The sequence below is a fragment of the Pseudomonas anatoliensis genome, from assembly GCF_017976235.1.
In the GTDB taxonomy this organism is placed as follows: Bacteria; Pseudomonadota; Gammaproteobacteria; order Pseudomonadales; family Pseudomonadaceae; genus Aquipseudomonas; species Aquipseudomonas anatoliensis.
Genome location: NZ_JACVHC010000006.1, coordinates 119778 through 144951, shown reverse-complemented (window position 1 = coordinate 144951; position 25174 = coordinate 119778). Strand labels below are relative to the sequence as shown.

General features: G+C 58.6%; 16 protein-coding genes. 7 read left to right on the top strand and 9 right to left on the bottom strand.

Annotated features, from left to right (window positions below; all coding sequences use genetic code 11):
- Window positions 1–179: 179 nt before the first annotated feature.
- On the bottom strand, window positions 180–1763 hold the full coding sequence (locus tag ICA16_RS20275) for a peptide chain release factor 3 (RefSeq protein ID WP_042557621.1): 1584 nt from the start codon (window positions 1761–1763) through the stop codon (window positions 180–182).
- A 440-nt stretch (window positions 1764–2203) separates the two neighbouring features.
- Here ICA16_RS20275 and ICA16_RS20270 point away from each other — a divergent pair, with 440 nt between their 5' ends.
- The 5 genes from ICA16_RS20270 (at window position 2204) to ICA16_RS20250 (ending at window position 7445) form a co-directional block, all read left to right on the top strand.
- Window positions 2204–2893 carry an ABC transporter permease gene (locus ICA16_RS20270; protein ID WP_169432591.1) on the top strand — a complete coding sequence of 230 codons (690 nt, stop codon included), beginning with the start codon at window positions 2204–2206 and terminating at the stop codon, window positions 2891–2893.
- Window positions 2894–2914: 21 nt separating this feature from the next.
- A complete protein-coding gene (locus ICA16_RS20265; protein ID WP_210701363.1) occupies window positions 2915–3808 on the top strand; it encodes a glycine betaine ABC transporter substrate-binding protein in 894 nt (297 codons plus the stop codon).
- 13 nt (window positions 3809–3821) lie between these two features.
- On the top strand, window positions 3822–4475 hold the full coding sequence (locus ICA16_RS20260; RefSeq protein ID WP_150604442.1) for an ABC transporter permease: 654 nt from the start codon (window positions 3822–3824) through the stop codon (window positions 4473–4475).
- Window positions 4472–5629: an osmoprotectant ABC transporter ATP-binding protein OsmV gene (locus ICA16_RS20255; RefSeq protein ID WP_150617112.1), complete on the top strand. Its 1158-nt coding sequence runs from the start codon at window positions 4472–4474 to the stop codon at window positions 5627–5629. The genes ICA16_RS20260 and ICA16_RS20255 overlap by 4 nt, the downstream gene beginning before the upstream one ends.
- A gap of 652 nt (window positions 5630–6281) precedes the next feature.
- Entirely contained in the window at window positions 6282–7445 is a 1164-nt protein-coding gene (locus tag ICA16_RS20250) for a type III PLP-dependent enzyme (RefSeq protein ID WP_150617111.1), read from the top strand.
- A 40-nt stretch (window positions 7446–7485) separates the two neighbouring features.
- Here the strand turns inward: ICA16_RS20250 and ICA16_RS20245 are convergent, their stop codons facing one another.
- From ICA16_RS20245 to ICA16_RS20230, 4 genes are all read right to left on the bottom strand, one after another.
- Window positions 7486–8364 (bottom strand): hypothetical protein, encoded by an 879-nt coding sequence (locus ICA16_RS20245; protein ID WP_210701362.1) that lies wholly within the window; start codon window positions 8362–8364, stop codon window positions 7486–7488.
- Window positions 8365–8408: 44 nt separating this feature from the next.
- Window positions 8409–10622 (bottom strand): alpha-xenorhabdolysin family binary toxin subunit A, encoded by a 2214-nt coding sequence (locus tag ICA16_RS20240; protein WP_210701361.1) that lies wholly within the window; start codon window positions 10620–10622, stop codon window positions 8409–8411.
- A gap of 231 nt (window positions 10623–10853) precedes the next feature.
- Window positions 10854–11609 carry a tetratricopeptide repeat protein gene (locus ICA16_RS20235; RefSeq protein ID WP_210701360.1) on the bottom strand — a complete coding sequence of 252 codons (756 nt, stop codon included), beginning with the start codon at window positions 11607–11609 and terminating at the stop codon, window positions 10854–10856.
- A complete protein-coding gene (locus ICA16_RS20230; RefSeq protein WP_100846263.1) occupies window positions 11606–12286 on the bottom strand; it encodes a Fe2+-dependent dioxygenase in 681 nt (226 codons plus the stop codon). The genes ICA16_RS20235 and ICA16_RS20230 overlap by 4 nt, the downstream gene beginning before the upstream one ends.
- A 207-nt stretch (window positions 12287–12493) precedes the next feature.
- On the opposite strand from ICA16_RS20230, the gene ICA16_RS20225 reads away from it, so the two are divergent.
- Window positions 12494–14797, top strand: a complete 2304-nt coding sequence (locus tag ICA16_RS20225; RefSeq protein WP_210554507.1) for a TonB-dependent receptor — start codon at window positions 12494–12496, stop codon at window positions 14795–14797.
- Window positions 14798–15011: 214 nt separating this feature from the next.
- Window positions 15012–17540, top strand: coding sequence for a PepSY domain-containing protein (locus tag ICA16_RS20220; protein ID WP_210701511.1), 2529 nt, complete (start codon window positions 15012–15014; stop codon window positions 17538–17540).
- Window positions 17541–17648: 108 nt separating this feature from the next.
- Here ICA16_RS20220 and ICA16_RS20215 read toward each other — a convergent pair whose 3' ends face one another.
- The 4 genes from ICA16_RS20215 to ptsP all read right to left on the bottom strand — a co-directional run bounded on the left by ICA16_RS20215 (window position 17649) and on the right by ptsP (window position 24876).
- Window positions 17649–19190 carry an alkaline phosphatase D family protein gene (locus ICA16_RS20215; protein ID WP_210701359.1) on the bottom strand — a complete coding sequence of 514 codons (1542 nt, stop codon included), beginning with the start codon at window positions 19188–19190 and terminating at the stop codon, window positions 17649–17651.
- A 138-nt stretch (window positions 19191–19328) separates the two neighbouring features.
- Window positions 19329–21062 (bottom strand): PTS fructose-like transporter subunit IIB, encoded by a 1734-nt coding sequence (locus tag ICA16_RS20210; protein WP_210554505.1) that lies wholly within the window; start codon window positions 21060–21062, stop codon window positions 19329–19331.
- Between the two features lie 11 nt (window positions 21063–21073).
- Window positions 21074–22015, bottom strand: a complete 942-nt coding sequence (pfkB, locus tag ICA16_RS20205; RefSeq protein WP_210554504.1) for a 1-phosphofructokinase — start codon at window positions 22013–22015, stop codon at window positions 21074–21076.
- Window positions 22015–24876 carry a phosphoenolpyruvate--protein phosphotransferase gene (gene ptsP / locus ICA16_RS20200; RefSeq protein WP_210701358.1) on the bottom strand — a complete coding sequence of 954 codons (2862 nt, stop codon included), beginning with the start codon at window positions 24874–24876 and terminating at the stop codon, window positions 22015–22017. The genes pfkB and ptsP overlap by 1 nt, the downstream gene beginning before the upstream one ends.
- Between the last annotated feature and the right edge of the window lie 298 nt (window positions 24877–25174).

Here is a 25174-nt window from a genome sequence, read left to right as displayed (position 1 = left end):
AAACACAGCCACCACTGTAAGACCTGACAGTTGACAAAGAGCAGAACATACGATCACAAGTTTAAATCTGCCACACTGTGCTTTCGTCCCTTTTCGAGGCACAAAAAAAAACCCACAGAGAAATTCTGTGGGTTTTTTTGCACGTCTTAAATATCGAGGGTCAGAAGCGACACTGCCCGTTAGTGATGCTCACGCGTCGCACGGAATTTCACGTCCGGCCAGCGCTCTTCCATCAGGGCCAAGTTAACCCGGGTCGGGGCGAGGTAGGTCAGGTGACCGCCGCCGTCGACTGCAAGGTTTTCCACAGCCTTGTTGGAGAACTCCTCAAGCTTCTTCTTGTCGCTGCATTCGATCCAGCGTGCGGAGTACACGGTGATCGGCTCGTACGAGCACTCAACCTTGTATTCCTCTTTCAAGCGGCTGGCGACCACATCGAACTGCAGCACACCGACGGCGCCGAGGATGATGTCGTTGCTGCGCTCCGGGAAGAACACCTGAGTGGCGCCCTCTTCGGCCAACTGCTGCAAGCCTTGGCGCAGTTGCTTGGATTTCAGCGGATCGCGCAGACGCACGCGGCGGAACAGTTCCGGGGCGAAGTGCGGGATGCCGGTGAAACTCAGGGCTTCGCCTTCGCTGAAGGTGTCGCCGATCTGGATGGTGCCGTGGTTGTGCAGGCCGATGATGTCGCCGGCAAACGCCTCTTCCAGTTGCTCACGCTCGGAGGAGAAGAACGTCAGGGCATCGCCGATGCGCACGTCCTTGCCGGTGCGCACGTGGCGCATCTTCATGCCTTTCTCGTACTTGCCGGAGCAAATGCGCATGAAGGCGATGCGGTCGCGGTGTTTCGGGTCCATGTTCGCCTGGATCTTGAAGATGAAGCCCGAGAACTTCTCTTCAACCGGCTCCACGGTGCGCTCGTTGGCGACACGGGCCAGCGGACGCGGCGCCCAATCGACAACGGCGTCAAGCACGTGGTCAACACCGAAGTTGCCCAGCGCGGTACCGAAGAACACCGGGGTCAGTTGACCGTCGAGGAATTCCTGCTGGTTGAATTCGTGGCAGGCACCCTGCACCAGTTCCAGCTGATCGACGAAACGATCGTACTCGTCGCCCAGATGCGCGCGCGCCTCGTCGGAGTCGAGCTTCTCGATGATCCTGGTTTCGGTGCGTTCGTGACCGTGACCGGCGGTGTAGACAATGATGTAGTCGTCGGCCAGGTGATACACGCCTTTGAAATCGCGGTAGCAACCGATCGGCCAGGTGATCGGCGCAGCCTTGATCTTGAGGACGGCTTCGATCTCGTCGAGCAGCTCAATCGGATCGCGGATGTCGCGGTCGAGTTTGTTGATGAAGCTGACGATCGGCGTGTCACGCAGACGGCAGACGTCCATCAGCGCAATCGTACGCGGCTCGACACCTTTACCGCCGTCGAGGACCATCAATGCCGAGTCCACCGCGGTCAGGGTGCGATAGGTATCTTCGGAGAAGTCTTCGTGGCCCGGGGTGTCGAGCAGGTTGACCATGTGGTCGCGATACGGGAACTGCATGACCGACGTGGTAATGGAAATACCCCGTTGTTTCTCCATCTCCATCCAGTCGGATGTCGCATGGCGGTCGGATTTACGGGATTTCACCGTGCCTGCAATCGCAATCGCCTTGCCCATCAACAGGAGCTTCTCGGTGATCGTCGTCTTACCGGCATCGGGGTGGGAAATAATGGCGAAAGTGCGGCGTTTCGCGACTTCGGCGGCCTGGTTGGTCATGGGAAATCGCCTGGCGGTGATTCAAAAAAGGGCGCCGAGTATAGCTTAAAATGTGACCGCCGAACCACCGTCCCTCGGCCCCGCAAGCCCTGTAGGAGCTGCCGAAGGCTGCGATCTTTTGATCTGTTGCGCTAGAACAAAGTCAAAAGATCGCAGCCTTCGGCAGCTCCTACAGGTGGCCAGATGGCATCTTATGTGGGAACCTTTCAGCGCTCGGAGACGTCCATCCCCTGTTACGAATTTTCGTCAGGGGCTGAAAAATCAGCAAGTTAGCCTGACGAGGCTGCGCTCATGGCTCGCTTTCAGACCGCTTTTTGCCGGTGCTGAGGGAGCTGCTTCTCGCGAACGTTTATTCCCGGCAGCCAGGCATGGCATGCGACGGCGTTCGCCGACTATAAAAAAGGAGTCCGCCTGTGGCTATCCGCTATGGCAAAGGGCTGATGGGAGGTGCGGTGGTAATCGCGCTCCTGGCCCTGCTGGTCCACTGGATCGGCATCAACACGATCGAACACTACCGCGACGATTTGTTGTTTTACCTGCAAGCTCATCTGATTCTTGTCCTCGCTTCAATGCTGGCCGCCCTTGTCGTGGGCATCCCCGCCGGCATCTTTCTCAGTCGCCCGACCATGGTTGGCCGCGCTGAACGCTTCATGCAGATCTTCAATATCGGCAACACCGTGCCGCCGCTGGCCGTACTCGCGATCGCCCTGGGGATTCTGGGCATCGGCAGTGGCCCGGCGATCTTCGCTTTGTTCCTCGCTTCCCTGTTGCCGATCGTGCGCAACACCTATGAAGGCCTGAAAAACGTCCAGGGTTCGCTCAAGGAAGCGGCCGTCGGCATCGGCATGACCCCGCGTCAGGTGCTGTGGCAGGTCGAACTGCCCAACGCCGTGCCGATCATTGTCGGTGGTGTGCGTGTGGCCTTGGCGATCAATGTCGGGACGGCGCCACTGGCGTTCCTGATCGGCGCCAACAGCCTTGGTAGCCTGATTTTCCCTGGCATCGCCTTGAACAATCAGCCGCAACTGCTGCTCGGCGCCGCGTGCACCGCGCTGCTGGCCCTGCTGCTCGATGGCGTGGTCACCCTCGCCAGCCGTCTCTGGCTGGAACGCGGTTTGCGCCCGTCTTAAGGCCTCGGCAAAGGAATTCACATGAAACGATTTAGCTTTATCTTAGGCTGCGTCCTGCTGTTCGCAGGAATCGCACAAGCCGCCGACAAACCGGTTATCCGCCTCGGCGCCCGCGTGTTCACCGAGCAGACCCTGCTCGCCGAAATCACCGCGCAATACCTGCGCAGCAAAGGCTACGACGCGCAGATCACCGGCGGTCTGGGCAGCAACCTCGCCCGCAGCGCCCACGAAAGTGGCCAGTTGGACATGCTCTGGGAATACACCGGCGTGTCGCTGGTGGCCTATAACCATGTCACCGAAAAACTCGACAGCGCTCAGTCCTACGCCCGGGTGAAAGAACTCGACGCGAAAAAAGGCCTTATCTGGCTGACTCCGTCGAAATTCAGCAACACCTACGCCCTCGCGCTGCCAAAAAAAGTCGCCGAGCAATATCCGCAGATCAACAACATCAGTCAGTTGAACGAGGTGTTGCAGGCTGAAGCGAAGACCAATCACCTGGTCGCACTCGACACCGAGTTCGCCAACCGCTCCGACGGCCTGCTCGGCATGGTCAAGCTCTACGACATGAACCTGAGCCGCAAAAACATTCGGCAGATGGATGCGGGACTGGTTTATACGGCGCTGCGCAACGGCCAAGTGTTTGCCGGCCTGGTCTACACCACCGACGGTCGCTTGAATGCCTTCGGCCTGAAGCTGCTGGAAGACGACAAGCACTACTTCCCCGACTACACCGCCGCACCGGTGGTGCGTCAGGCAACGCTGGACGCCAACCCGAAACTGGCCGAGCAGCTCAAGCCACTGGCCGAACTGTTCGATGACGAAACCATGCGCCAGCTCAACGCGCGGGTCGATGTCGATCACGAAAGCCCATCTGCTGTTGCCGCCGATTTTCTGCGCCAACATCCGTTGAATTAAGGGAGGAAAAGTCATGGAATTTTTGAACGCCTTTTCCCATCTCGACTGGCAGCAGGTGCTGCACCTGACCTGGCAGCACATCACGCTGGTTGGCATCGCTGTCACGCTGGCGATCCTCGTCGGTGTGCCGCTGGGCATTTTGATGACGCGCTTCCCGAGCCTCGCCGGCCCGTTGCAAGCCAGCGCCACGGTGCTGCTGACCGTGCCGTCGATTGCGCTGTTCGGCCTGCTGCTGCCGTTCTACTCAAAGTTCGGCCAAGGCCTCGGCCCAATGCCGGCGATCACCGCGGTGTTCCTTTATTCACTGCTGCCGATCATGCGTAACACCTACCTGGCGTTGACCGGCGTTGAGCCGGGTATCCGTGAAGCCGCACGCGGTATCGGCATGACCTTCGGCCAGCGCCTGCGCATGGTCGAGTTGCCGATTGCGGTGCCGGTGATCCTCGCCGGTGTGCGCACCGCCGTGGTGATGAACATCGGCGTGATGACCATCGCCGCGACCATCGGCGCTGGCGGCCTCGGTGTGTTGATCCTCGCCTCCATCAGCCGCAGTGACATGTCCATGCTTATCGTCGGCGCGCTGCTGGTCAGTCTTCTGGCGATCTTCGCCGACCTGTTTTTGCAATGGCTGCAACGCTCGTTGACTCCAAAAGGATTACTCAAATGATCGAACTTCAAAACCTCAGCAAGACCTTCCAAAGCAACGGCAAAGACGTCAAAGCCGTGGATTCGGTGAGCCTGACCGTCAATGAAGGCGAAATCTGTGTGTTCCTCGGGCCATCGGGTTGCGGCAAAAGCACCACGCTGAAAATGATCAACCGCCTGATCAAACCGACCTCGGGCAAGATCCTGATCAACGGTGAAGACACCACCGATCTGGACGAAGTGACCCTGCGTCGCAACATCGGCTACGTGATCCAGCAGATCGGTCTGTTCCCGAACATGACCATCGAAGAGAACATCGTCGTGGTGCCGAAACTGCTCGGCTGGGACAAGCAAAGATGCCACGACCGCGCCCGCGAACTGATGAGCATGATCAAGCTTGAACCCAAGCAGTATCTGCATCGTTACCCGCGCGAGTTGTCCGGTGGTCAGCAGCAACGTATCGGCGTGATCCGCGCACTGGCGGCAGATGCGCCGCTGTTGCTGATGGACGAACCGTTCGGTGCGGTCGACCCGATCAACCGCGAGATGATCCAGAACGAGTTCTTCGAGATGCAGCGCGCGCTGAACAAGACCGTGATCATGGTCAGCCACGACATCGACGAAGCGATCAAGCTGGGTGACAAGATCGCGATCTTCCGCGCCGGCAAGCTGCTGCAGATCGATCACCCGGACACGCTGCTCGCGCATCCGGCGGACGACTTTGTCAGCAACTTCGTTGGCCAGGACAGCACGCTCAAACGTCTGTTGCTGGTGAAGGCTGAAGACGCGGCGGACAACGCGCCGTCGGTGAGCCCGGAAACCCCGGTGGCCGATGCGCTGGAATTGATGGACGAACATGACCGTCGTTATGTCGTCGTCACTTGCTCCGAGAACAAGGCGCTGGGTTATGTGCGACGTCGCGACCTGCACCGTCAGACTGGCACTTGCGCGCAGTATCTTCGCGAGTTCAACGCCACGGCGGCGTACGACGAGCATTTGCGCATCCTGCTGTCGCGCATGTACGAGTTCAACCGCTCGTGGCTGCCGGTGATGGATGCCGACCGGGTGTTCCTGGGTGAGGTCACGCAAGAGTCGATTGCCGAGTATCTGAGCTCCGGCAAATCTCGCGGCGGCAAGACCAGCATCGTTTCGCCGGCTGAGGCGGTAGTCGCCTGATTATCCGGTAAAAACACAAAAACCTGTGGGAGCCAGCCAGCTAGCGATGGGGCAATGCCAGTCAAAACTGTTTTGATGATGAAATTGTCATCGCCAGCAGGCTGGCTCCCACAGGTTTAATGCAATTCTTGAAGGCTTCACAGGCCGGCAAAAAATATCAACACACGCAGCTTTGAAAGCGCTTCGAAATCACCCTGCGCCACAACCAAAATCCCTCCCGACCTATCTTCTTGCACCCAACGTCGCCGATGTTGCACTCATCACACTTACCCAGGATTTAGCAGACAACAGCAGCGAACGTGCAGGTATTTTTAACACCCGAAAATCCATGGGGAACATCTGCCCGTCATCTGGGTCGGCTACAAAGAGTGATATCCGCGTCGCACGTCAGAAGCGTGCAAAAACGCGACATTTTTAGTTGATCTCAGGCCCCTCACGCCCTAAAGTTCGCGCCGAACGTCCATGCTGGAAACGATCCATCCGGCTCAAGTACTGACGACGAGACAGCAAGGCCAAGGGAAAGAAGCTGCATTTCCCATGGCCTTTTTGCTTTCGGCGACATGCCTTGGGAAGTAGGCGAACCAAAGTGGGGATACGGAGGACGTTCATTTTTACCCATGTTTATTATTGTTTGCCCTTAGGAGTTCCCAGCATGTCGATCAACGTCGAAGATTATTTCGAGCGCGCCACTTTTGACAAAATGAAGGCGTTCGCCGACAAGCAAGAAACCCCGTTCGTGGTGATCGACACCGCGATGATCAGCCAGGCCTACGATGACCTGCGCGCCGGTTTTGAATTCGCCAAGGTCTACTACGCCGTCAAGGCCAACCCGGCCGTCGAAATCATCGACCTGCTCAAAGAGAAAGGTTCGAGCTTCGACATCGCCTCGATCTACGAGCTCGACAAAGTGATGGATCGCGGCGTCAGCGCCGACCGTATCAGCTACGGCAACACCATCAAGAAATCCAAGGACATTCGCTACTTCTTTGATAAGGGCGTGCGTCTGTTCTCCACCGACTCCGAAGCCGACCTGCGCAACATCGCCAAGGCTGCGCCGGGCTCGAAAGTCTACGTGCGCATCCTCACCGAAGGCTCGACCACCGCTGACTGGCCTTTGTCGCGCAAATTCGGCTGCCAGACCGACATGGCCATGGACCTGCTGATCCTCGCCCGCGACCTGGGCCTGGTGCCTTACGGCATCTCGTTCCACGTTGGCTCGCAGCAGCGCGACATCAGCGTGTGGGACGCGGCAATCGCCAAGGTCAAAGTAATTTTCGAGCGTCTGAAAGAAGAAGACGGCATTGAACTGAAGCTGATCAACATGGGCGGCGGCTTCCCGGCCAACTACATCACCCGCACCAACAGCCTGGAAACCTACGCCGAAGAAATCATTCGCTTCCTGAAAGAAGACTTCGGTGATGACCTGCCGGAAATCATTCTGGAGCCGGGCCGTTCGTTGATTGCCAACGCCGGTATTCTGGTCAGCGAAGTGGTGCTGGTCGCACGCAAGTCGCGCACCGCTGTTGAACGCTGGGTTTATACCGATGTGGGCAAATTCTCCGGCCTGATCGAAACCATGGACGAAGCGATCAAGTTTCCGATCTGGACCGAGAAGAAAGGCGAGATGGAAGAAGTCGTCATCGCCGGCCCGACCTGCGACAGCGCCGACATCATGTACGAGAACTACAAGTACGGCCTGCCGCTGAACCTGGCGATCGGTGATCGCATGTACTGGCTGTCGACCGGTGCGTACACCACCAGTTACAGCGCGGTTGAGTTCAATGGCTTCCCGCCGCTGAAGTCGTATTACCTTTAACTGACGCTTTAAATGAAAAGGCCCATGCATGGGCCTTTTTTTATTTGCGCAGCCAAGTCTCAAGCTGGTTAACCATGGCCATGAACTCGTCAGCCAATGCCGTGGTCGCGGCTAGTCTGAAATTCAACTCGCCCAGTTTCGACACGCGTTCTGCCCTTGATAACTCATTGATCGCAGTGTCCATGTACGATCCCGTCGCCTCAAGAAACATACCGACTTGCGAACTCACGGACGCCAGTCCATTGAACAAAGTGCCAATATCAGTTTTGTATTCTGCGGCCCGAATCACTGCATTCGCGGAAGAATAAGTGATATCCCAAAACGGCGTAGTGCGGGCTTCCCGGAACAATTCCTGGACAACCGTTGGCTGGGCATGGCACTGGCAGGAGCGATGATCCATTGCCTTGGTAAATACCGACCTGAGCCCAAAGGACTCGTCATGCACCTCGGCGACTGTATATTTCAGTTGTTGAATCATCGCTCTGATTTGATAAAACCGCAGTACCAATTCGTGAACCAGATCGGGTACATCGTTAGGCGCAAACAGCCTCCAGGTCGGCGACCGGGACAAACTGTACCACTTGAAATCCACCTGACTGAGGGGTTCATTCCTCGAAGTACGACTGGTTATTTCCCGGGTTTCTTGCGCAAACATAGTGAGGTCTGCGACGTAAGCACTGCACAGATTCCGGGCTTCTTCTGTGCGCCCCCAGAGTTCTTGCAAATAGCGCTCATTGAATCGGGCATTGTTCAGACGCGAATCACCGGCCAACACCGCGAGTGCATGACCGCTGGCTTTTCGACGGGCAAATACCACCGGGATGTTGTTGATGGTCGTGTGAAGAGAGCCGAGAAACCTTGTATAGCGATCCAGCACGCGCCGCTGCGCAGCAGAAAGGTCATAGGAAAGTATGTCCATAACTATTCAAGAAGCGATGGGCGCGCAGCCCACCGCCCCACTCCTTATGATTGAACAGCCTTCAGATACCTGACGACGTCGGTGATCCGGGCAATCGCGGTATCAGCCCGCTCCTCGACAGGTTGTGACTTGTCCTGCCTGAAGTCTCGGCGGAACGATTCAAAACCAGTAACCAGATTCGAGTACTCGTTCACATAACGCCAACGCCCCTCGTCCAGTTGATCCAGAGCGTTGACCAATTGAATTTTCCCGTCTATCCGGGCGATATCGCTTTTGTATTTCTTCAACTGGCCCCGCAAGTCAGCGGCTTTATCCCTGAGCTTGTTGTAAGCATCCAGCATGTTCATGAACGAGATCGCTTCACCAATACCGGAGATGATTTTTTTCAGGCTGTCGATCGCCAGCATTGCAATTTGAATCTGCGGCGGTGCCAAACCCAGGGCTTTCAGATTATCCAGCGTCAATTGCGCTTCCTCGCCGATCTTTTCCACACCGGCCTTCGCGATCAAGTCGATCCCTTCGGATACCGATTTCATCTGTTCTTCCAGACCGGTCAATTTCTCTTCGGATTTGACCTTGAGTGCTTCCGTTACATCCAGATCCCGTTGCAGTGTTGCAATCCATTGTTGAGAAGTGGCCCGGTCATAAGCTTTACTTAGACTATTGCGGGTATCTTCAAAATCTTGAGATCGTTCGGAGATTGTGTTGAAGATAATTCCTAGTTCCGTCTCCATCTCAGCATGAATTTCATCCATTTCCCTAGGATCACCGAGATCGGCCTGACTGTTTTTCAACTTGCTCAGCGATTGCCGTAAATGGATGATCGTCGCCCCAGCCCGATCACGCATATCAAACGTCGCCTTCTGAATTGCAACGGTCAAATCGTTCATGGCGCCGACTGTGCCTGGCAGATAATTGAACTGTGCAAATAGCATTTGCGCCGTGGTATTAACTCTACTCACCTCGAGTGCATGACGACGCAGAGCCACCACATCCAGTTCCGAACTTGTATTATCTTGTGCCGAAAGCATTACTGTCTTACTCCTGAACGATCGAAAGGTGTTTCCATACTCTTTATCCGCTGCTGCAAACACGCCAAGCAGTTGATCAGCACTGGTTCTGATATATCCCCACGGATCGATAATGGAGATGATCTGATTCTTGAACTTGCGCAACGACGTGGCCTCATGCAGCGAATCGACCTCTTTGAGGGATGCCGTGACATAAGTACTCAACGCATTCCATACCAACATGAGGTTTTGAGTTGCAACTTCAGCCTCAATCGCTACATAGTCAAGGTTTTGCAAGTCATCCCGTATCTTGTTTAAAGAAGTCAATGTTTGGCTCTTACTGGCCATTTTCTGATTGGCAGCCTGTTGTTCGCCTTTGAGTTTATTGCGCTCCTTGCGGATCTCTTCTGCCTTTACGCCCTGATAGATAGCGAGGATCAATCCTGCGAAGGGAGAGGACACAGCAGACTTGATGGCTTCTTGAACCATTTGATCATATTGTTTATTGAGTTCATCAATCTCCTTCGAGCGTTGGTCGATCTCCTCTTGCAGCACCTTAATGTCCGCCTGATAGGTATTCCTCGAAACAAACTCCAGACGCAACTTGATCTCGGGCAACACTTTCTCGCGCATATCAGTGCCAAAACTGTCCAGTTGTTCACGGACCCGTTCAGCTTTCTGATGGCTTTGCCTGACATAGGCAAGCATGTCGTTAAGGTATTTTTTTATCTCCGGAACATCGTCCTCCGGCAAGTCGAGATCAGGAAGACCAGGTATCTTCCTCTTGAGCTCCAGATACTGCTCAGGGGTATTTATATTGTGTTCTTCCAGGTATCTGGACACTTTCAAATCTTCATAGATCTCGACTATTCCGCTGCCTATCCGGATGATATTGCCGGCAAAAATCTTCAGATCGGTGCCCGTAAGCATGATTTGTTCACGCAACGGCGACCAACGTCTGGCGTGATCATAAGTAGTGTTAAATGTACGCAGAAAGTCTGCCGGCTTGAGACCGATGCCGCCGCTATCACCTGCGCCGTAGTTCAAGTATGCAATAACATCCTGCAAGCGCACGGGCAAAGACAGCCCTAGAACCTCATACTTCCTTAAACTGATAATCTGCTCTTTGGTTAGCTGAATACCGGTATCTCGATTGTATTCATCACCTTCACCGAGCGAGGCACTGATAAATACGACAGGTGCTTTCGCGGCATTTTCAACAATCTTGTTATCTATCCTGAATTCCATAAGAGACTCCATGTCTGCTTTGAATATTTATTAAAGTCAATCGCGATTCGACCTTGTCGAGTTTTAAATCAACTCAACCACGGATATCGCAAAACAACCTTAGGACAACAAGATAAAAACTAACAAGCGCTTAAATATTAGCAATCAAGACAGCATAACTACTTAGCCAAGCCGTTAACGCCCGGGCGCATCACCCACCCTATTAAAACAACTAACGATAAAACCAACTCATTACGATTCCATCAACTGCGACAAGCGCAACTTATAAGCGTCGGCCATTGCGCGAATGCGTAAGTGCGGTGCATTCATCAGCGACTCGCCGGCGACTCGCAGGAAGTTTGCATTGCCCCCCGCCAGCGCTTTGCGCAGCCAGACAAGGGCATCATCGATCTGGCCATCGTCGGCGAGGATCGCGGCGTGACTGAACTGCCCACGAAAATCACCGCCCTCGGCCGCACGGCGATACCAATCACGCGCGGCCAGTGAATCCTGCGGACAATGGCGTCCGTCTTCCAGGTAGCGGCCCAACAAATTCATTGACTTGGCGTGGCCCAGCTTTGCAGCACACTGATACAGGATCAGTGCTTGCGCCTGGTTCTCGGCGATGCCGCGACCCGTAGCGAGCAGGTTGGCGAAGTTGTACATCGCCCAGTCCAGCCCGGCCTCGGCGGCAATTCGATAGTGCTGCACCGCAACCGCAGCATCCGCCTCACAGCCCCAACCATGTTCGTTACAACGGCCGAGCATGTTGCGCGCCATCAGATGCCCTTGCCGAGCAGCGATACCAAACCAGCGTAGCGCCAAGGGTTGATCCTGCGCGATCCCCTGACCATCGAGCAGGATCTGCCCGAGCAACGCCTGCGCCTCGACAACGCCCTCGCCCGCCGCCAGCAAAATAGCCTGCGCCGCACGGGCCGGACTTTCTTCGAGCATGGCGTTGAGTTGTTCGCCGTCGAGGACTTCCTGACGACGCAGCTGAAAACTCATACCTCGACCCAGCGCCGCAGCAAGTTGTGATAAGTGCCGGTGAGGCGGATCAGCGAAGGGTGATCAGGCATGTCTTGCGTGAGTTGCTGAATCGCCCCATCCATCTCGAACAACAACGCACGCTGGCTGTCTTCGCGCACCAGACTTTGTGTCCAGAAAAATGAGGCGTAACGCGCGCCGCGAGTGACCGCGTTGACTTTATGCAGGCTGGTGCCGGGGTATAGCACCATGTCGCCGGCGGGCAGTTTCACTTGTTGGGTGCCGAAGGTGTCCTGGATCTCCAGTTCGCCGCCGTCGTAATCCTCGGGCTCGCTGAAAAACAGCGTGGCCGACAGGTCGGTGCGCACTCGCTCGATGCTGCCCTTGGGCTGGCGCACGGCATTGTCGATGTGGAAGTCGAAACTGCCACCGGCCGTGTAACAGTTCACTAACGGCGGGAAGACTTTGTGCGGCAGTGCGGCGGACATGAACAGCGGATTTTTCCACAGCCGCTCGAGCATTGCCGCGCCGATTTCCTTGGCCAGCGGATGGCCTTCAGGCAGTTGCAGATTGTGCTTGGCCTTGGCCGATTGATAACCGGCGGTGATTTTGCCGTCAGCCCAGTCTGCCTGTTCCAGCGCCTCACGAATGCGCTGCACTTCGTCTTTTTCAAACAGACCGGGGATGTGCAGCAGCATGGCAATGTCACCTGATGGCAAAGAGGCGGCAATGGTATTGATTCTTATTGTCTGTGTAAAACCTGCAAGACGAATGAACAGGCGAAAACCGTAAGGCCAAATTGTAAAGAATGTAAATTCAGTGCGAATAACAATGTTTCGCAATTGATACGAATACCTGTTTACCCTATATTCCGCCGCCTCAAATCCTTGGGGAGGGGAATAAAAATGGCACGTCAACTCGCACAATTACCGGTCAGTTCACCACGTCTGCTCGCCTCTGCAATTGGCGTGGCAATCACCGCCGGTTCCGCCGGCCACATGGTGTTTGCCGCCGAAAAGACCGACAGCAAAGCTTCCGGCAATGCCATCGCCCTGGACGCCACCGCCATCACTGGCGAAGCGCAGGACGCGACGTCCTACCAGGTCGAGAAAGCCTCCTCGCCCAAGTACACCGCGCCGCTGATCGACACGCCGCGCTCGGTCACCGTCATTCCGCAGCAAGTCCTCAAGGACACTGGCGCCCTGAACATGCAGGACGCCCTGCGCACCGTGCCGGGCATCACCTTCGGCGCCGGTGAAGGTGGCAACCCACAAGGTGACCGTCCGTTCATCCGTGGCTTCGACGCCCAGGGCGACACTTACCTGGATGGCGTGCGCGACACCGGTTCGCAGAGCCGCGAAATCTTCGCCGTAGAGAACATTGAAGTCAGCAAGGGCCCGAACTCCGCTATCGGCGGTCGCGGCGCGGCGGGCGGCAGCATCAACCTGGTGAGCAAGAAGGCTCATCTGGGTAACTCGTTCGACGGTGGCTTCACCTGGGGCTCCGACCAGACCCAGCGTTACACCCTCGACGGCAACTACCAGTTCAGCGACACCGCTGCTGGCCGTCTGAACCTGATGAGCCACGAAAGCAACGTCGCCGGTCGCGACAAAGTCGATTACGACCGTTGGGGCATCGCGCCTTCCCTGGCCTTTGGTCTGGGCACCGACACCCGCGTCAACCTCGATTACTACCATCTGGAAAGCAACGACACGCCGGACTCGGGCATCCCGTACAGCTTTTCGAGCCCACGCACCAAGTCCAATCCGGACAAGCCGTATGCCGGTGGCGACGACAGCAACTTCTACGGTCTGGATCGCGATTTCCGCAAGGGCCGCACCGATACCGCGACGTTCGCCATCGAGCATGACCTGAACGACTCGCTGACCATCAAGAACACCCTGCGTCACGGCACCAGCATGCAGGATTACATCCTCACCCAGCCGGACGACAGCAAGGGCAACGTCAACAACGGTAGCGTCTGGCGTCGGGCGAATACGCGGGTCAGCAACACCGAGACCACCACCAACCAGACTGACCTGTTCGGCAATTTCTATGTCGCCGGCTTCAAGAACAGCTTCTCAACCGGTGTCGAATACACCCGTGAGGAAAGCCAGAAGTCTTCGTACAACGTCAACACCGACACCACGCCGCGCACCAGCGCCGTGACCACCAACTGCAACCCGGGATTGATTGGTGCAGCAAGCGGCTACAACTGCACCTCGCTGTCGAATCCGAACCCGAACGATCCATGGAATGGCGCGATCTCGCGCAACTACGCCGGCACCGACACCAAGGCCAACACCTACGCGTTGTATGCGTTCAACACCCTGGAGTTGTCCGAGCAGTGGCTGGTGAACATGGGGTTGCGGTATGACCACTTCGACACTGAGTACAAGACCTACACCGCCGCCGGCGCTACCACGGCCAAGGGCGATGATGTCAGCGAGTTCGTTACCGGCCAGTTCGGCGTGGTTTACAAGCCTGCGGAAAACGGCAGCATTTATGCTTCCTACGCCACCTCGGCCACACCACCGGGCAACACTCTCGGTGAAGGCATGGACGGCAACCCGTTGGGCGGCAGCAGAGATCGCGCCGGCAATCTGCTGAGCAGTGACATGGAGCCGGAAACCACCAAGAACTACGAAATCGGCACCAAGTGGGACTTGCTCAATGATCGCCTGTCGCTGACTGCTGACATCTTCCGCACCGAGAAAGAAAACGCCCGCGTGCAAGTCGATACCACCTCGTACGAGAACGCTGGCAAGACCCGCGTGCAAGGTGTCGAGCTGTCGGCCAGCGGCAAGCTCACTGACAAGTGGCAGGTGTTCGCCGGTTACGCCTTCATGGATAGCGAACAGGTTGATGGCGGCCCGCTGAACCGCGCCACCGACGGCAACCAATTGCCTAACACACCGAAAAACAGCGCCAGCCTGTGGACCACTTACCAGGTCACGCCGAAGCTGACGATTGGTGGCGGCGCGTTCTATGTCGACGACGTGTTCGGCAACGTGGCCAACACCACCATGGTTGATTCGTACGTTCGCTACGACGCGATGGCGGCCTACAAGCTGACCAAGAACGTCGACCTGCAACTCAACGTGCAGAACCTGACCGATGAAACCTACTACGACAAAGCTTTCTCGACCCACTTCGCCAGCCAGGCAGCGGGCCGTACGGCACTGTTGAGCACCAATTTCCACTTCTAAAACCTGTAGGAGCTGCGGCACGCTGCGATCTGTTGATCTTGTTTTTGCTGTTGAAAAGAAAGATCAAAAGATCGCAGCGTGCCGCAGCTCCTACAGAACAGCGAGCCCCGTTCATTCGATTGAACGGGGCTTTTGTGCGTAATCAAGAAGCTTCTCGACAACCCACGGCATAATGCGCGCCGTGATGACAATTTCCGAACGGACGGCGAGTGACGTGTTGAAGAAAACCCTGTTCCAGTTGCACTGGTTTTTTGGCATCACCGCAGGGCTGGTGCTGGCCCTGATGGGCATCACCGGCGCGGCCTATTCGTTTCAGGACGAAATCCTGCGGGCACTGAACCCCTCGGTCTTGCAAGTGGAAAAACAGGTCGCCGGCGTGCTGCCGCCCGTTGAATTGGTAGAGCGCATCGAAGCCACGTCGGGCAAGAAAGTCTCGATGCTGTCGGTGGAGACCGAAAGCGGCCACGCGGCGAAAGTATTCTTCACCCCGCCCAAGGGTGAACGTCGCGGCGAAATGCGCTACTTCGATCCGTATACCGGCGAGTTCATGGGCAACGCCGTCGGCCAGGATTTCTTTGGGCTGATGTTGCAACTGCACCGCTTCCTCGCCATGGGCGACACCGGGCGCAACATCACCGGAGCCTGCACGCTGATCCTGGTGTTTTTCTGCCTCTCCGGCCTGTACCTGCGCTGGCCTCGGCAGTGGAACAGTTGGCGCGTGTGGCTGACTCTGGACTGGAAGAAGAAGGGCCGCGCCTTTAATTGGGACCTGCATTCGGTGGCCGGCACGTGGTGCCTGTTGGTGTATCTGCTGCTGGCGCTGACCGGGTTGTCGTGGTCATACGAGTGGTACAACAAAGGCCTGACCAGACTGCTTTCCGACGCTCCGCAAAACGAGCGTGTGCGCGGCGGTCGTGGCCCAGCGCCGGAAGGCCCGGCACCCATCGCCGACTACTCAGCGATGTGGAGCAGCATCTACAGCGCTGCCGGTCCAGGCCTGTCTGCCTACAACATCCGCATGCCGCCCGTGGCTGGCCAACCGGCGACGGTGTTCTACCTGCTCGACAGCTCGCCGCATGATCGCGCGCTGAACCAGATCACCCTCGACCCGGCCACCGGCATCGTCAAACGTGTCGACCGCTATGCCGACAAGAGCTTCAAGGCGCAATTGCTGACCAGCATTTACGCACTGCACGTCGGCAGCTATTTCGGCCTCGTCGGACGGATCATCATCACTGTCGCGGCGGTGTGCATGCCGTTGTTCTTCATCACCGGATGGCTGCTGTACCTTGATCGTCGCCGTAAGAAAAAGCAGATCAAGGATGCGCGCAAAGGCTTCGAACCGCCGGCCGGCGATGCCCCGGCGTGGCTGATCGGCTTCGCCAGCCAAAGCGGTTTCGCCGAGCAACTGGCGTGGCAGACCGCTGGCCAATTGCAGGCCGCCGGGTTGCCGGTGAAAGTGCAGCCGCTGGCGAATGTCAGCGAAAAAGATCTGCGCGAATCGAGCAATGCGCTGTTCGTGGTCAGCACCTTCGGCGACGGTCAGGCCCCCGACAGCGCCCGTAGTTTCGAGCGCAAGGTGCTGGCCAAAGCATCGACACTCGACAACTTGAGCTACGCCGTCCTCGGGCTTGGCGACCGGCAGTATCAGCACTTCTGCGGTTTCGCCCGACGCCTGCATCAGTGGCTGAGCGAGCACGGCGGCAAGACCCTGTTCGCCCCGGTGGAAGTCGACAGCGGCGACCCATACGCCCTGCGTCATTGGCAAACTCAACTGGGCTTGCTCACCGGACAGGCACCGGTCGACACCTGGCAGGCACCGACCTACGAAAACTGGACGCTGCTGCGCCGTGAACTGATGAACCCTGGCAGCAGCGGTTCGCCGGTTTATCTGCTGAGCCTGAGCGCACCGAACACCAGCAGCTGGCTGTCCGGCGACCTGGTCGAAGTGCTGCCACGCAACTGCCCGTGGGTCATCGAGCACTTCCTCGACGGCCTCGGCATTCGTGGCGAGACGACGGTGAAAATCAACGGCCTCGATGAACCGCTTGAAGTGGCACTGGCCTCCCGCCAATTGCCCCAGCACCGCGCGCATCTGGTTGGCCTGCATGCGCAGTCGTTGGTCGATGCGATGGTGCCTTTGGCCATGCGCGAATACTCGATCGCCTCGATTGCCGCCGACGGTGTGCTGGAGTTGATCGTGCGTCAGGAACAGCACGCCGACGGCACGCTTGGCATCGCTTCAGGCTGGTTGACCGAGCATGCGCCGGTGGGCGGCAGCATCAGCTTGCGGGTGCGCCGTAACAGCGGTTTCCACCTGCCGAATGAACCGCTGCCGATGATCCTGATCGGTAACGGCACCGGGCTGGCCGGTCTGCGCAGCCTGCTCAAGGCGCGCATTGCTGATGCTCAGCAGCGTCAGTGGTTGCTGTTCGGCGAGCGCAATCGTGAGCACGACTACCTGTGCCGTGCGGAGCTGGAAGAGTGGTTGATCAACGGCGATCTGGCGCGGCTGGATCTGGCGTTTTCGCGGGATCAGGCAGAGAAGATTTATGTGCAGGATCGCTTGCGGGAATCGGCGGATGAGTTGAAGAAATGGCTGGCAGAGGGTGCGGTCATCTACATCTGTGGCAGCCTGCAAGGGATGGCTTCAGGGGTAGACCAGGCACTCAATGACATCCTCGGCGCAGCTGAAGTTGAACGCCTGATTGAGCAGGGTCGTTATCGTCGCGATGTTTACTGACACCCCCACTCCCCTGTAGGAGCTGCCGCAGGCTGCGATCTTTTGACCTTGTCATCTTTAAAACCAAGATCAAAAGATCGCAGCCTGCGGCAGCTCCTACAGGGGGTTTCAGACTGGCTGCAGTTTCTGTTCGAACACACTGACCCCATTCAAATCCCGCAACACCACGCTCATCTCCCCGCTCTGCCCTTCAATATTCACCTCGCCAAAAAACTGAAACCCGGCAAACGGTGACATGTTCTGCGCCGTCGGCGCCTTTTCGAACACCACTTCCGGCCCAAAAGTCTTATCCAGCGGATTAGGCCCGAAACTCCCGGCATTCAACGGCCCCGCGACAAACTCCCAGAACGGCTCGAAATCCTGAAACGCCGCGCGATCCGGGTGATAGTGATGCGCCGCGCAGTAGTGCACATCTGCGGTGAGGAAGACGAAATTGCGCACCTGCTGCGCCCGCAGAAAACCGAGCAATTCAGCGATCTCCAGTTCACGTCCCTGCGCCGGCCCAGGTTCGCCGTTCGCCACGGCTTCCCAGCGCGCAACACCCGGGCTCACCTCGCCGTCAGGCACACCCAGGCCAATCGGCATGTCTGCCGCGATGACCTTCCACTGCGCTTTCGAGGCCTTCAACCCGCGCTTGAGCCAATCCAGTTGCTCACGCCCCAGGAACGGTTTTGCTGCGCCGAGGTTGTCGTCGTTGGCCTCGCGATAGCTGCGCATGTCGAGCACGAACACATCCAGCATCGGCCCGTACTTGAGCTTGCGATAAATTCGCCCGCCCGCGTCAGCCGACTGCAAACGCATCGGCGAATATTCCAGCCAGGCCTTGCGCGCGCGACCGACCAAGGTGTGGATATCTTTTTCCTGATAGCGCTCGTCGAGTTGCTTGCCGGGCGACCAGTTGTTGACCACTTCATGGTCGTCCCACTGCCAGATCTGCGGCACTTCGGCGTTGAAGCGGCGGATGTTCTCGTCCATCAGGTTGTAGCGGTAATTGCCGCGATAGTCGTCGAGGGTCTGGGCGACTTTGCTCTTGGCTTCGGTGGTGATGTTGCGCCACACGCGACCGTTTTCAGTGGTCAGTTGCGCCGGTACCGGGCCGTCGGCGTAGATGGTGTCGCCGCTGTGAATAAAGAAGTCCGGCAGGCGCAAACGCATGGCTTCGTAGATGCGCATGCCGCCAATGTCCGGATTGATGCCGAAGCCCTGGCCGACGGTGTCGCCGCTCCAGACGAAACGAATATCACGCCGCGCCGAGGGTGCGCTGCGCAAGTGGCCGAGCCAGGGTTCGCTGGCGACGCCGCTGCGGGCGTCCTTGAAATACACGCGATAGAAAATCGCCTGATCGGCGGGTAACCCGGTGAGTTCGACGCGGGCGGTGAAGTCGCTGCGGACATCCGCTAGCGCCGAAACGATCCGCCGTGGATTGCGAAACTGGCTGCGGGTGTCCCACTCGACCACCATGCGTGCCGGGCGGTCGCTGCGGCTCCAGATCATCGCGCGGTCGCCTTGCAGGTCGCCGGACTGCACGCCATCGGTGAGTTGCGGCCGATCCTTGACCGACGCGATGACCGCCGGCGCCAACCCGGGCATCAGCAGTCCGGCCCCGACCACTTGCATGACCCGCCGGCGACCCACATTGAAATCGCTCATGCTGTTCTCCCTGGAAAAAGGAAAACTTAAGCACGAGATCATGAATCGGGGATGACAAAAAAGATCGCAGCCTTCAGCAGCTCCTACAGAGAACCGCGATCCCCTGTAGGAGCTGCCGAAGGCTGCGATCTTTTGCTTTTATGCTTTTACCGGCTCCAGCGCCAACTCCACCGCTTCCGGGCGTTTGACCGTCGCATACACAACGGCAGTCAACAGACTCCCCGCGACAATCGCCAGCAGATACAGCAACGCGTGGTTGATCGCATTCGGAATCGCCAGCACAAACAACCCACCGTGCGGCGCCATCAGCTTGCAGCCGAAGTACATCGACAGCGCGCCGGTCAATGCGCCGCCGGCAATGCTCGCCGGAATCACCCGCAGCGGGTCCTTCGCGGCAAACGGAATCGCCCCTTCGGAGATAAAGCACAGCCCCAGCACGAACGCCGCTTTACCGGCCTCGCGTTCGGTCTGAGCGAATTTGCGTCGGGCAATGAACGTGGCGATACCCAGACCAATCGGCGGCACCATGCCCGCTGCCATGGTCGCGGCCATCGGTGCATAACTCTGCGACGCCAACAGCCCCACCGAGAACGCATACGCGGCTTTGTTGATCGGCCCGCCGAGGTCGACGCACATCATGCCGCCGAGCAATACACCGAGCAGAATCGCGTTGGTGGTGCCCATGCTGTCGAGGAAATGCGTGAGCGCCGCGAGCATGTCCGCGACCGGTTTGCCGACTACATAAATCATCACCAGCCCGGTAAACAGGCTGGCGAACAACGGGATGATCAGAATCGGTTTCAGTGCTTCAAGGCTTTGCGGCAACGCGACATAACGACTGATCGCCTTCGCCGCGTAACCGGCGATAAACCCGGCGACGATCCCGCCGATAAACCCGGCGCCCAAGGTACTCGCCAGCAAACCGCCGATCATCCCCGGCGCCAGGCCCGGACGGTCGGCAATCGAATAGGCGATGTACCCGGCCAGCAGCGGCACCATCAACTTGAACGCGGTTTCGCCGCCGATCTGCATCAGCGCTGCCGCCAGCGTGCCTTCTTCCTTGAACGCGGTGATGCCGAACACGAATGACAGGGCGATCATCAAACCGCCCGCCACCACCATCGGCAGCATGAACGACACACCGGTCAGCAGATGTTTGTAGACACCGGTTTTCTCGGATTTTGCCGGTGCCTTGCCGTCACCGGCAGCGCTTTCCTGCACGCCTTCCGCCAGCGCTTTTTTCAGCGTGTCTTCCGATTTTTTGAGGGCAACGCCGGTGCCGCAGCGGTAGATTTTCTTGCCGGCGAAACGCTCGGTGGCGACTTCGATATCCGCCGCCAACAGCACAACATCAGCCTCGGCAATTGCGGCTGCGCTCAACGGGGTTTTCGCGCCGACCGAGCCTTGGGTTTCCACCTGCAAGTCATAGCCCAGACGCTTGGCCGTTTGCTGCAATGCTTCGGCCGCCATAAAGGTGTGGGCAACACCGGTCGGGCACGCGGTGATGGCGACGATGCGCGGTGCACGGGCCGCAACAGCCGCGGGAACAGCTTCGGTAGCGACGTAGATTTGCGCTTCTTCAGCACCACGGCGCAGCACCGCTTCGACATCCTGCAGGGCTTGCGCAGGGGCAATCTGGAAGACCCGTTTGCCGACAAAACGTGTCATGTCGACGTTGCCGGTGGCGACCAGCAACACCCACTCTGCCGCCGCGATGGTGGCTGCCGACAATTCACGTTCGGGGTGCGCAGCGTCGACCACTTCGACGCTGGTGCTCCAGCCCTGACGCTGGGCCGCTGCATCGAGCAAACGGGCGCACAGCACACTGGTGACCATGCCGTTCGGGCAGGCCGTAACAATGGCTAACTTCATGACAAACCCTCTTATTGTTCTGTCAGGGGGCGCACGCGCACGCCCTGTTCGAGCTGCGCCAGTTGCGCGGCGTCGTTGATGCCAAAACCGATCTGCGTGACCGCCAGCGCAGCAATCGCCGTGGCCGTGCGCAGGGTTTGCTCAGGCGTATCGGCACTGAGCAAACCGTGAAGCATGCCGGCCAGCAGCGAGTCACCGGCACCAACCGTGCTGGCGACGCTGACCTTGGGCGGCGAGGCATGCAGCGCCGAGCCGACGCTGAACCAGTTCACGCCGTCGGCGCCGTGGGAGATCACCACATGGTCGATACCCTGAGCATGCAGATGCGCTGCCGCTTGTACCTCGGCCGCGCGGGAAACCACTTCGCAACCGAGTGCATCGGCCAGCTCTTCGGTGTTCGGCTTGATCAGCCACGGCCTGGCCTGCAACGCAGCGCGCAACGCTTCGCCGCTGGTGTCGAGGGCGACTTTCAGACCGAGTTGATTCAGCCGTTCGATCAGTTCACGCAACCACTGTGCAGAAACGCCGCGCGGCAAACTGCCAGCGACCACCACCGCATCGTGACCCGGTGCAATCTGCACCAGACGATCGAGCAACGCCTGTTGCGCCGCAGCATCAACCATCGGCCCCGGGCCGTTGATGTCGGTGATGCGCCCGTCGTGCTCAGCGATTTTGATGTTGCTGCGTGTCTCGCCCGGTACGCGGATGAATGCGTCAACAAAACCGCGTTTGGCGAACAGGGTTTCGAATGCTTGCAGGTTGTCTTCACCCAGAAACCCGCTGACCGTCAGTTGATGGCCAAGGTCGGCCAGCACTTGGGCGACGTTGACGCCTTTGCCGGCAGCATGGGTGTGCATCTCGTCGCTGCGGTTGACCTGACCGGCCGCCAATATCGGCAGCTCGACCGTGAGGTCCAGCGCCGGGTTGAGGGTCAGGGTAAGAATCCTGGCCATTACAGGGCCTCCACTAATGCGCGCACTTCGTTGGCGCTGCCCACGCTGAGGGCTTGTTGAGCAACGGTTTGCGCCTGGGTCAGGCTGAGTTCGCGGATGCGCGCCTTGACCTCGGCAATGCTGCGCCCGGACACACTCAGTTCATCGACACCGAGGCCGACCAGCACCGGCACCGCCAGCGGATCGGCTGCCAGCTCACCGCAGACGCCAACCCATTTGCCATGGGCATGGGCCGCACGCACGGTGATGTCGATCAGTTGCAGCACCGCCGGGTGCAAGCCGTCCGCCTGTGCCGACAGGGTCGGATGACCACGGTCGATGGCCAGGGTGTATTGCGTCAGGTCGTTGGTGCCGACGCTGAAGAAGTCGACTTCTTTGGCCAGTACTGGCGCGAGCAATGCGGCGGATGGCACTTCGATCATGATCCCCAGTTGCAGATCAGCCACCGGTATTTCCAGGCGCAAGCGCTCGGTCATGTCGCGCGCCTGACGCCATTCGTCGACGCTGCCGACCATCGGGAACATGATCCGCAGCGGCCGGTTATCCGCGGCCCGCAACAAGGCGCGTAATTGCGCTTCCATGATCTGCGGACGCTGCAACGTCAGGCGAATCCCGCGGACACCGAGGAACGGGTTTTCTTCCTTGGCGATCGGCCAATACGGCAGCGGTTTGTCGCCGCCAACATCAAGCGTGCGCACCACCAGCGGTCGCCCGGCGAGGCCATCGAGGACGCGGCGATATTCGGCTTCCTGGGTGGCTTCGTCCGGCGCTTGCGGGTGCGCCATGAAAATCAGTTCGGTGCGCAGCAAACCAATGCCTTCCGCACCCTGCTCCACCGCGCTGATCACGCCAGCGCTTTCGCCGATGTTGGCGAACACTTCCACGGCGTGACCATCGGTGGTGTGCGCCGGTTGATGGCGTTGTTCGGCGGCGGCTTTAAGGCGTTGCTCGCGGGTGTCGCGTTCTTCGACGGCGCGTTGCAACGTTGCCGCATCGGCGTCGACATGCAGACGACCGCGTTGTCCGTCGAGCAGCAACGGCGTGCCCGGCGCCAGCAACAGCACGGCCGCGCCAGCACCGACCAGCGCGGGAATGCCGAGTGCACGGGCGACGATTGCGCTGTGTGCGGTAGCGCCGCCGCGCGCGGTGAGAATCCCTGCCACGCGCGCCGGATCAAGCCGCGCGACGTCGGACGGGCCGACCTCGTCCATCACCAGAATGTACGGCTGCTCAGGCTCGCTAGGCGTCTCTACCCCACACAACTGCGCCAGCACGCGACGACCGATGTCACGCAGATCCGCCGCACGTTCGGCGAGCAAGGCGTCCTGCAACGATTCCTGTTGTTTGGCGGCCGCTTCGATCACCGCCATCCACGCCGCTTCGGCGCTTTCACCTTGCTTGAGGCGCGTGTCGACTTCATCGGTGAGTTCCGGGTCGTCGAGCATCTCTTGGTGGGTGATGAAAATCTCGCGAATCGCCTTGGCTTTGCTGCGTTCGATCAAACCTTGAATGTCGTTGCGCACGTCACTGAGCGCTTGCTTGAGACGCTCGCGCTCGACGGCGGCGGATTCGCCACGCAACGGGTATTCGATGGTTTGTTGCACTTGAATATGCGCCGGGCCAATGGCGATACCCGGCGCGGCGGGGATCGCGTGCAACTGAGTGCCGGACGCCGGGGCGATCAGCACTTCAGCGATGTCGGCGAAGACTTCGCGCTGCTGGCTCACGGCGGGCAGCGGCTCGACTTCTTCACCGAGGCCTTCCTCGATGGCGGCGAGCAGCGCAGGCAAGGCGTCGGCGGCGATGCTCGGTTCGGCGATCAGCTCCAGTACCTGACCGCGACGGGCGCCGAGGCTGAGCAGTTTGCTGAGGCTTTTCACCGACACGGCGCTGTCCTCACCGTCGACGATGCGCACGCGAATCTCGCCGTCAAAACTCTTCGCCAGTTGCGCGAGGATCTTCGCCGGCCGCGCGTGCAAACCGTGGGCATTGGCCAGCGCGATACGGGCGCTCGGCCAGTCGGCCGGCAACTCACCGCCGAGCACTTCAAGGACTTTACGGCTGCTGGTGGCCCGACCCAATTCATGGCCGCGGCCTTCGATGAGCAACGCACACAGGCGTTCCAACAGGGCCTGATGCGCCTCGCCGAGACTGGCCAGACAAAACAGACCGCTCAGTGGCTGACCGAGGTAGCGCATCGGTTTATCCGGGGTGACAAACGCCAGGCCCGGACGTTTCACGGTTTGCTCGCTGTGCAGCCACCACAAGCCATCGCCCAATGGCAGCGCTTCGACTTGCTGTAATACCGCGGCGAAACCGTTGCTCACGCAATCGGCCTGGCGCAGCAGACGCGCGCCACGCCAGACCAGTTCTTCAAAATCGTCAGCGGAAACGCCGAGGCCGATCATTTGCGCGTCCAGCGCCAGTTCCTGCGGTGCGCCTTGCAGCAGTTTCAGCAGCGCTTCAGGCGAGCTGGCGCGACGCAGAGCCTGGCCCAGATCGGTCTCGCCGAGTGCACGGGTAAGCAGTTGCAGCAGGCGCAAGTGTTCGTCGGATTTGGCGGCAATGCCGATGGCCAGATAAACGATCTGGCCATCGCCCCAATCGACGCCTTCGGGGAACTGCATCAGCCGCACGCCCGTGGTAAACACCAGCTCGCGGGTTTCGGGGGTGCCGTGGGGAATGGCAATACCTTGACCGAGAAAGGTCGAGCCCTGGGCCTCACGCGCCTGCAATCCTGCGAGGTATCCGTCGGCGACCAGACCATCGGCCACCAGATGACTGGCCAGCAATTGCAGAGCAGCGGGTTTATCCACAGCCGATTGGCCCATGGATATCTGCTCTATAGTGAGCTCGAGCATGCGATCTCCTTTTTGGCGTTTTATGGCGCCAGGTATTGTTTTGAATGAGTTGCAGCTTAGGCGCTCTGCGCGATCCTTTTCAGGGGCAGTTTTGGCGGTTTCACGGCAGAACCGGCCAAAGGCGTCTAAAACGTAGAAAATACGCTTGCTGAAACGTTTAATCTAGATTGATCGGCACGTTACTCGATAATGTCTCATCCTTGAAGTCCAACTTGTCGGATGCGCGTAGACAATAAGTCGCCTGCCCTTATCGGGTAGGATTGGCGAAAATCTCGCGGCATGCTCGAAATAACAAGGA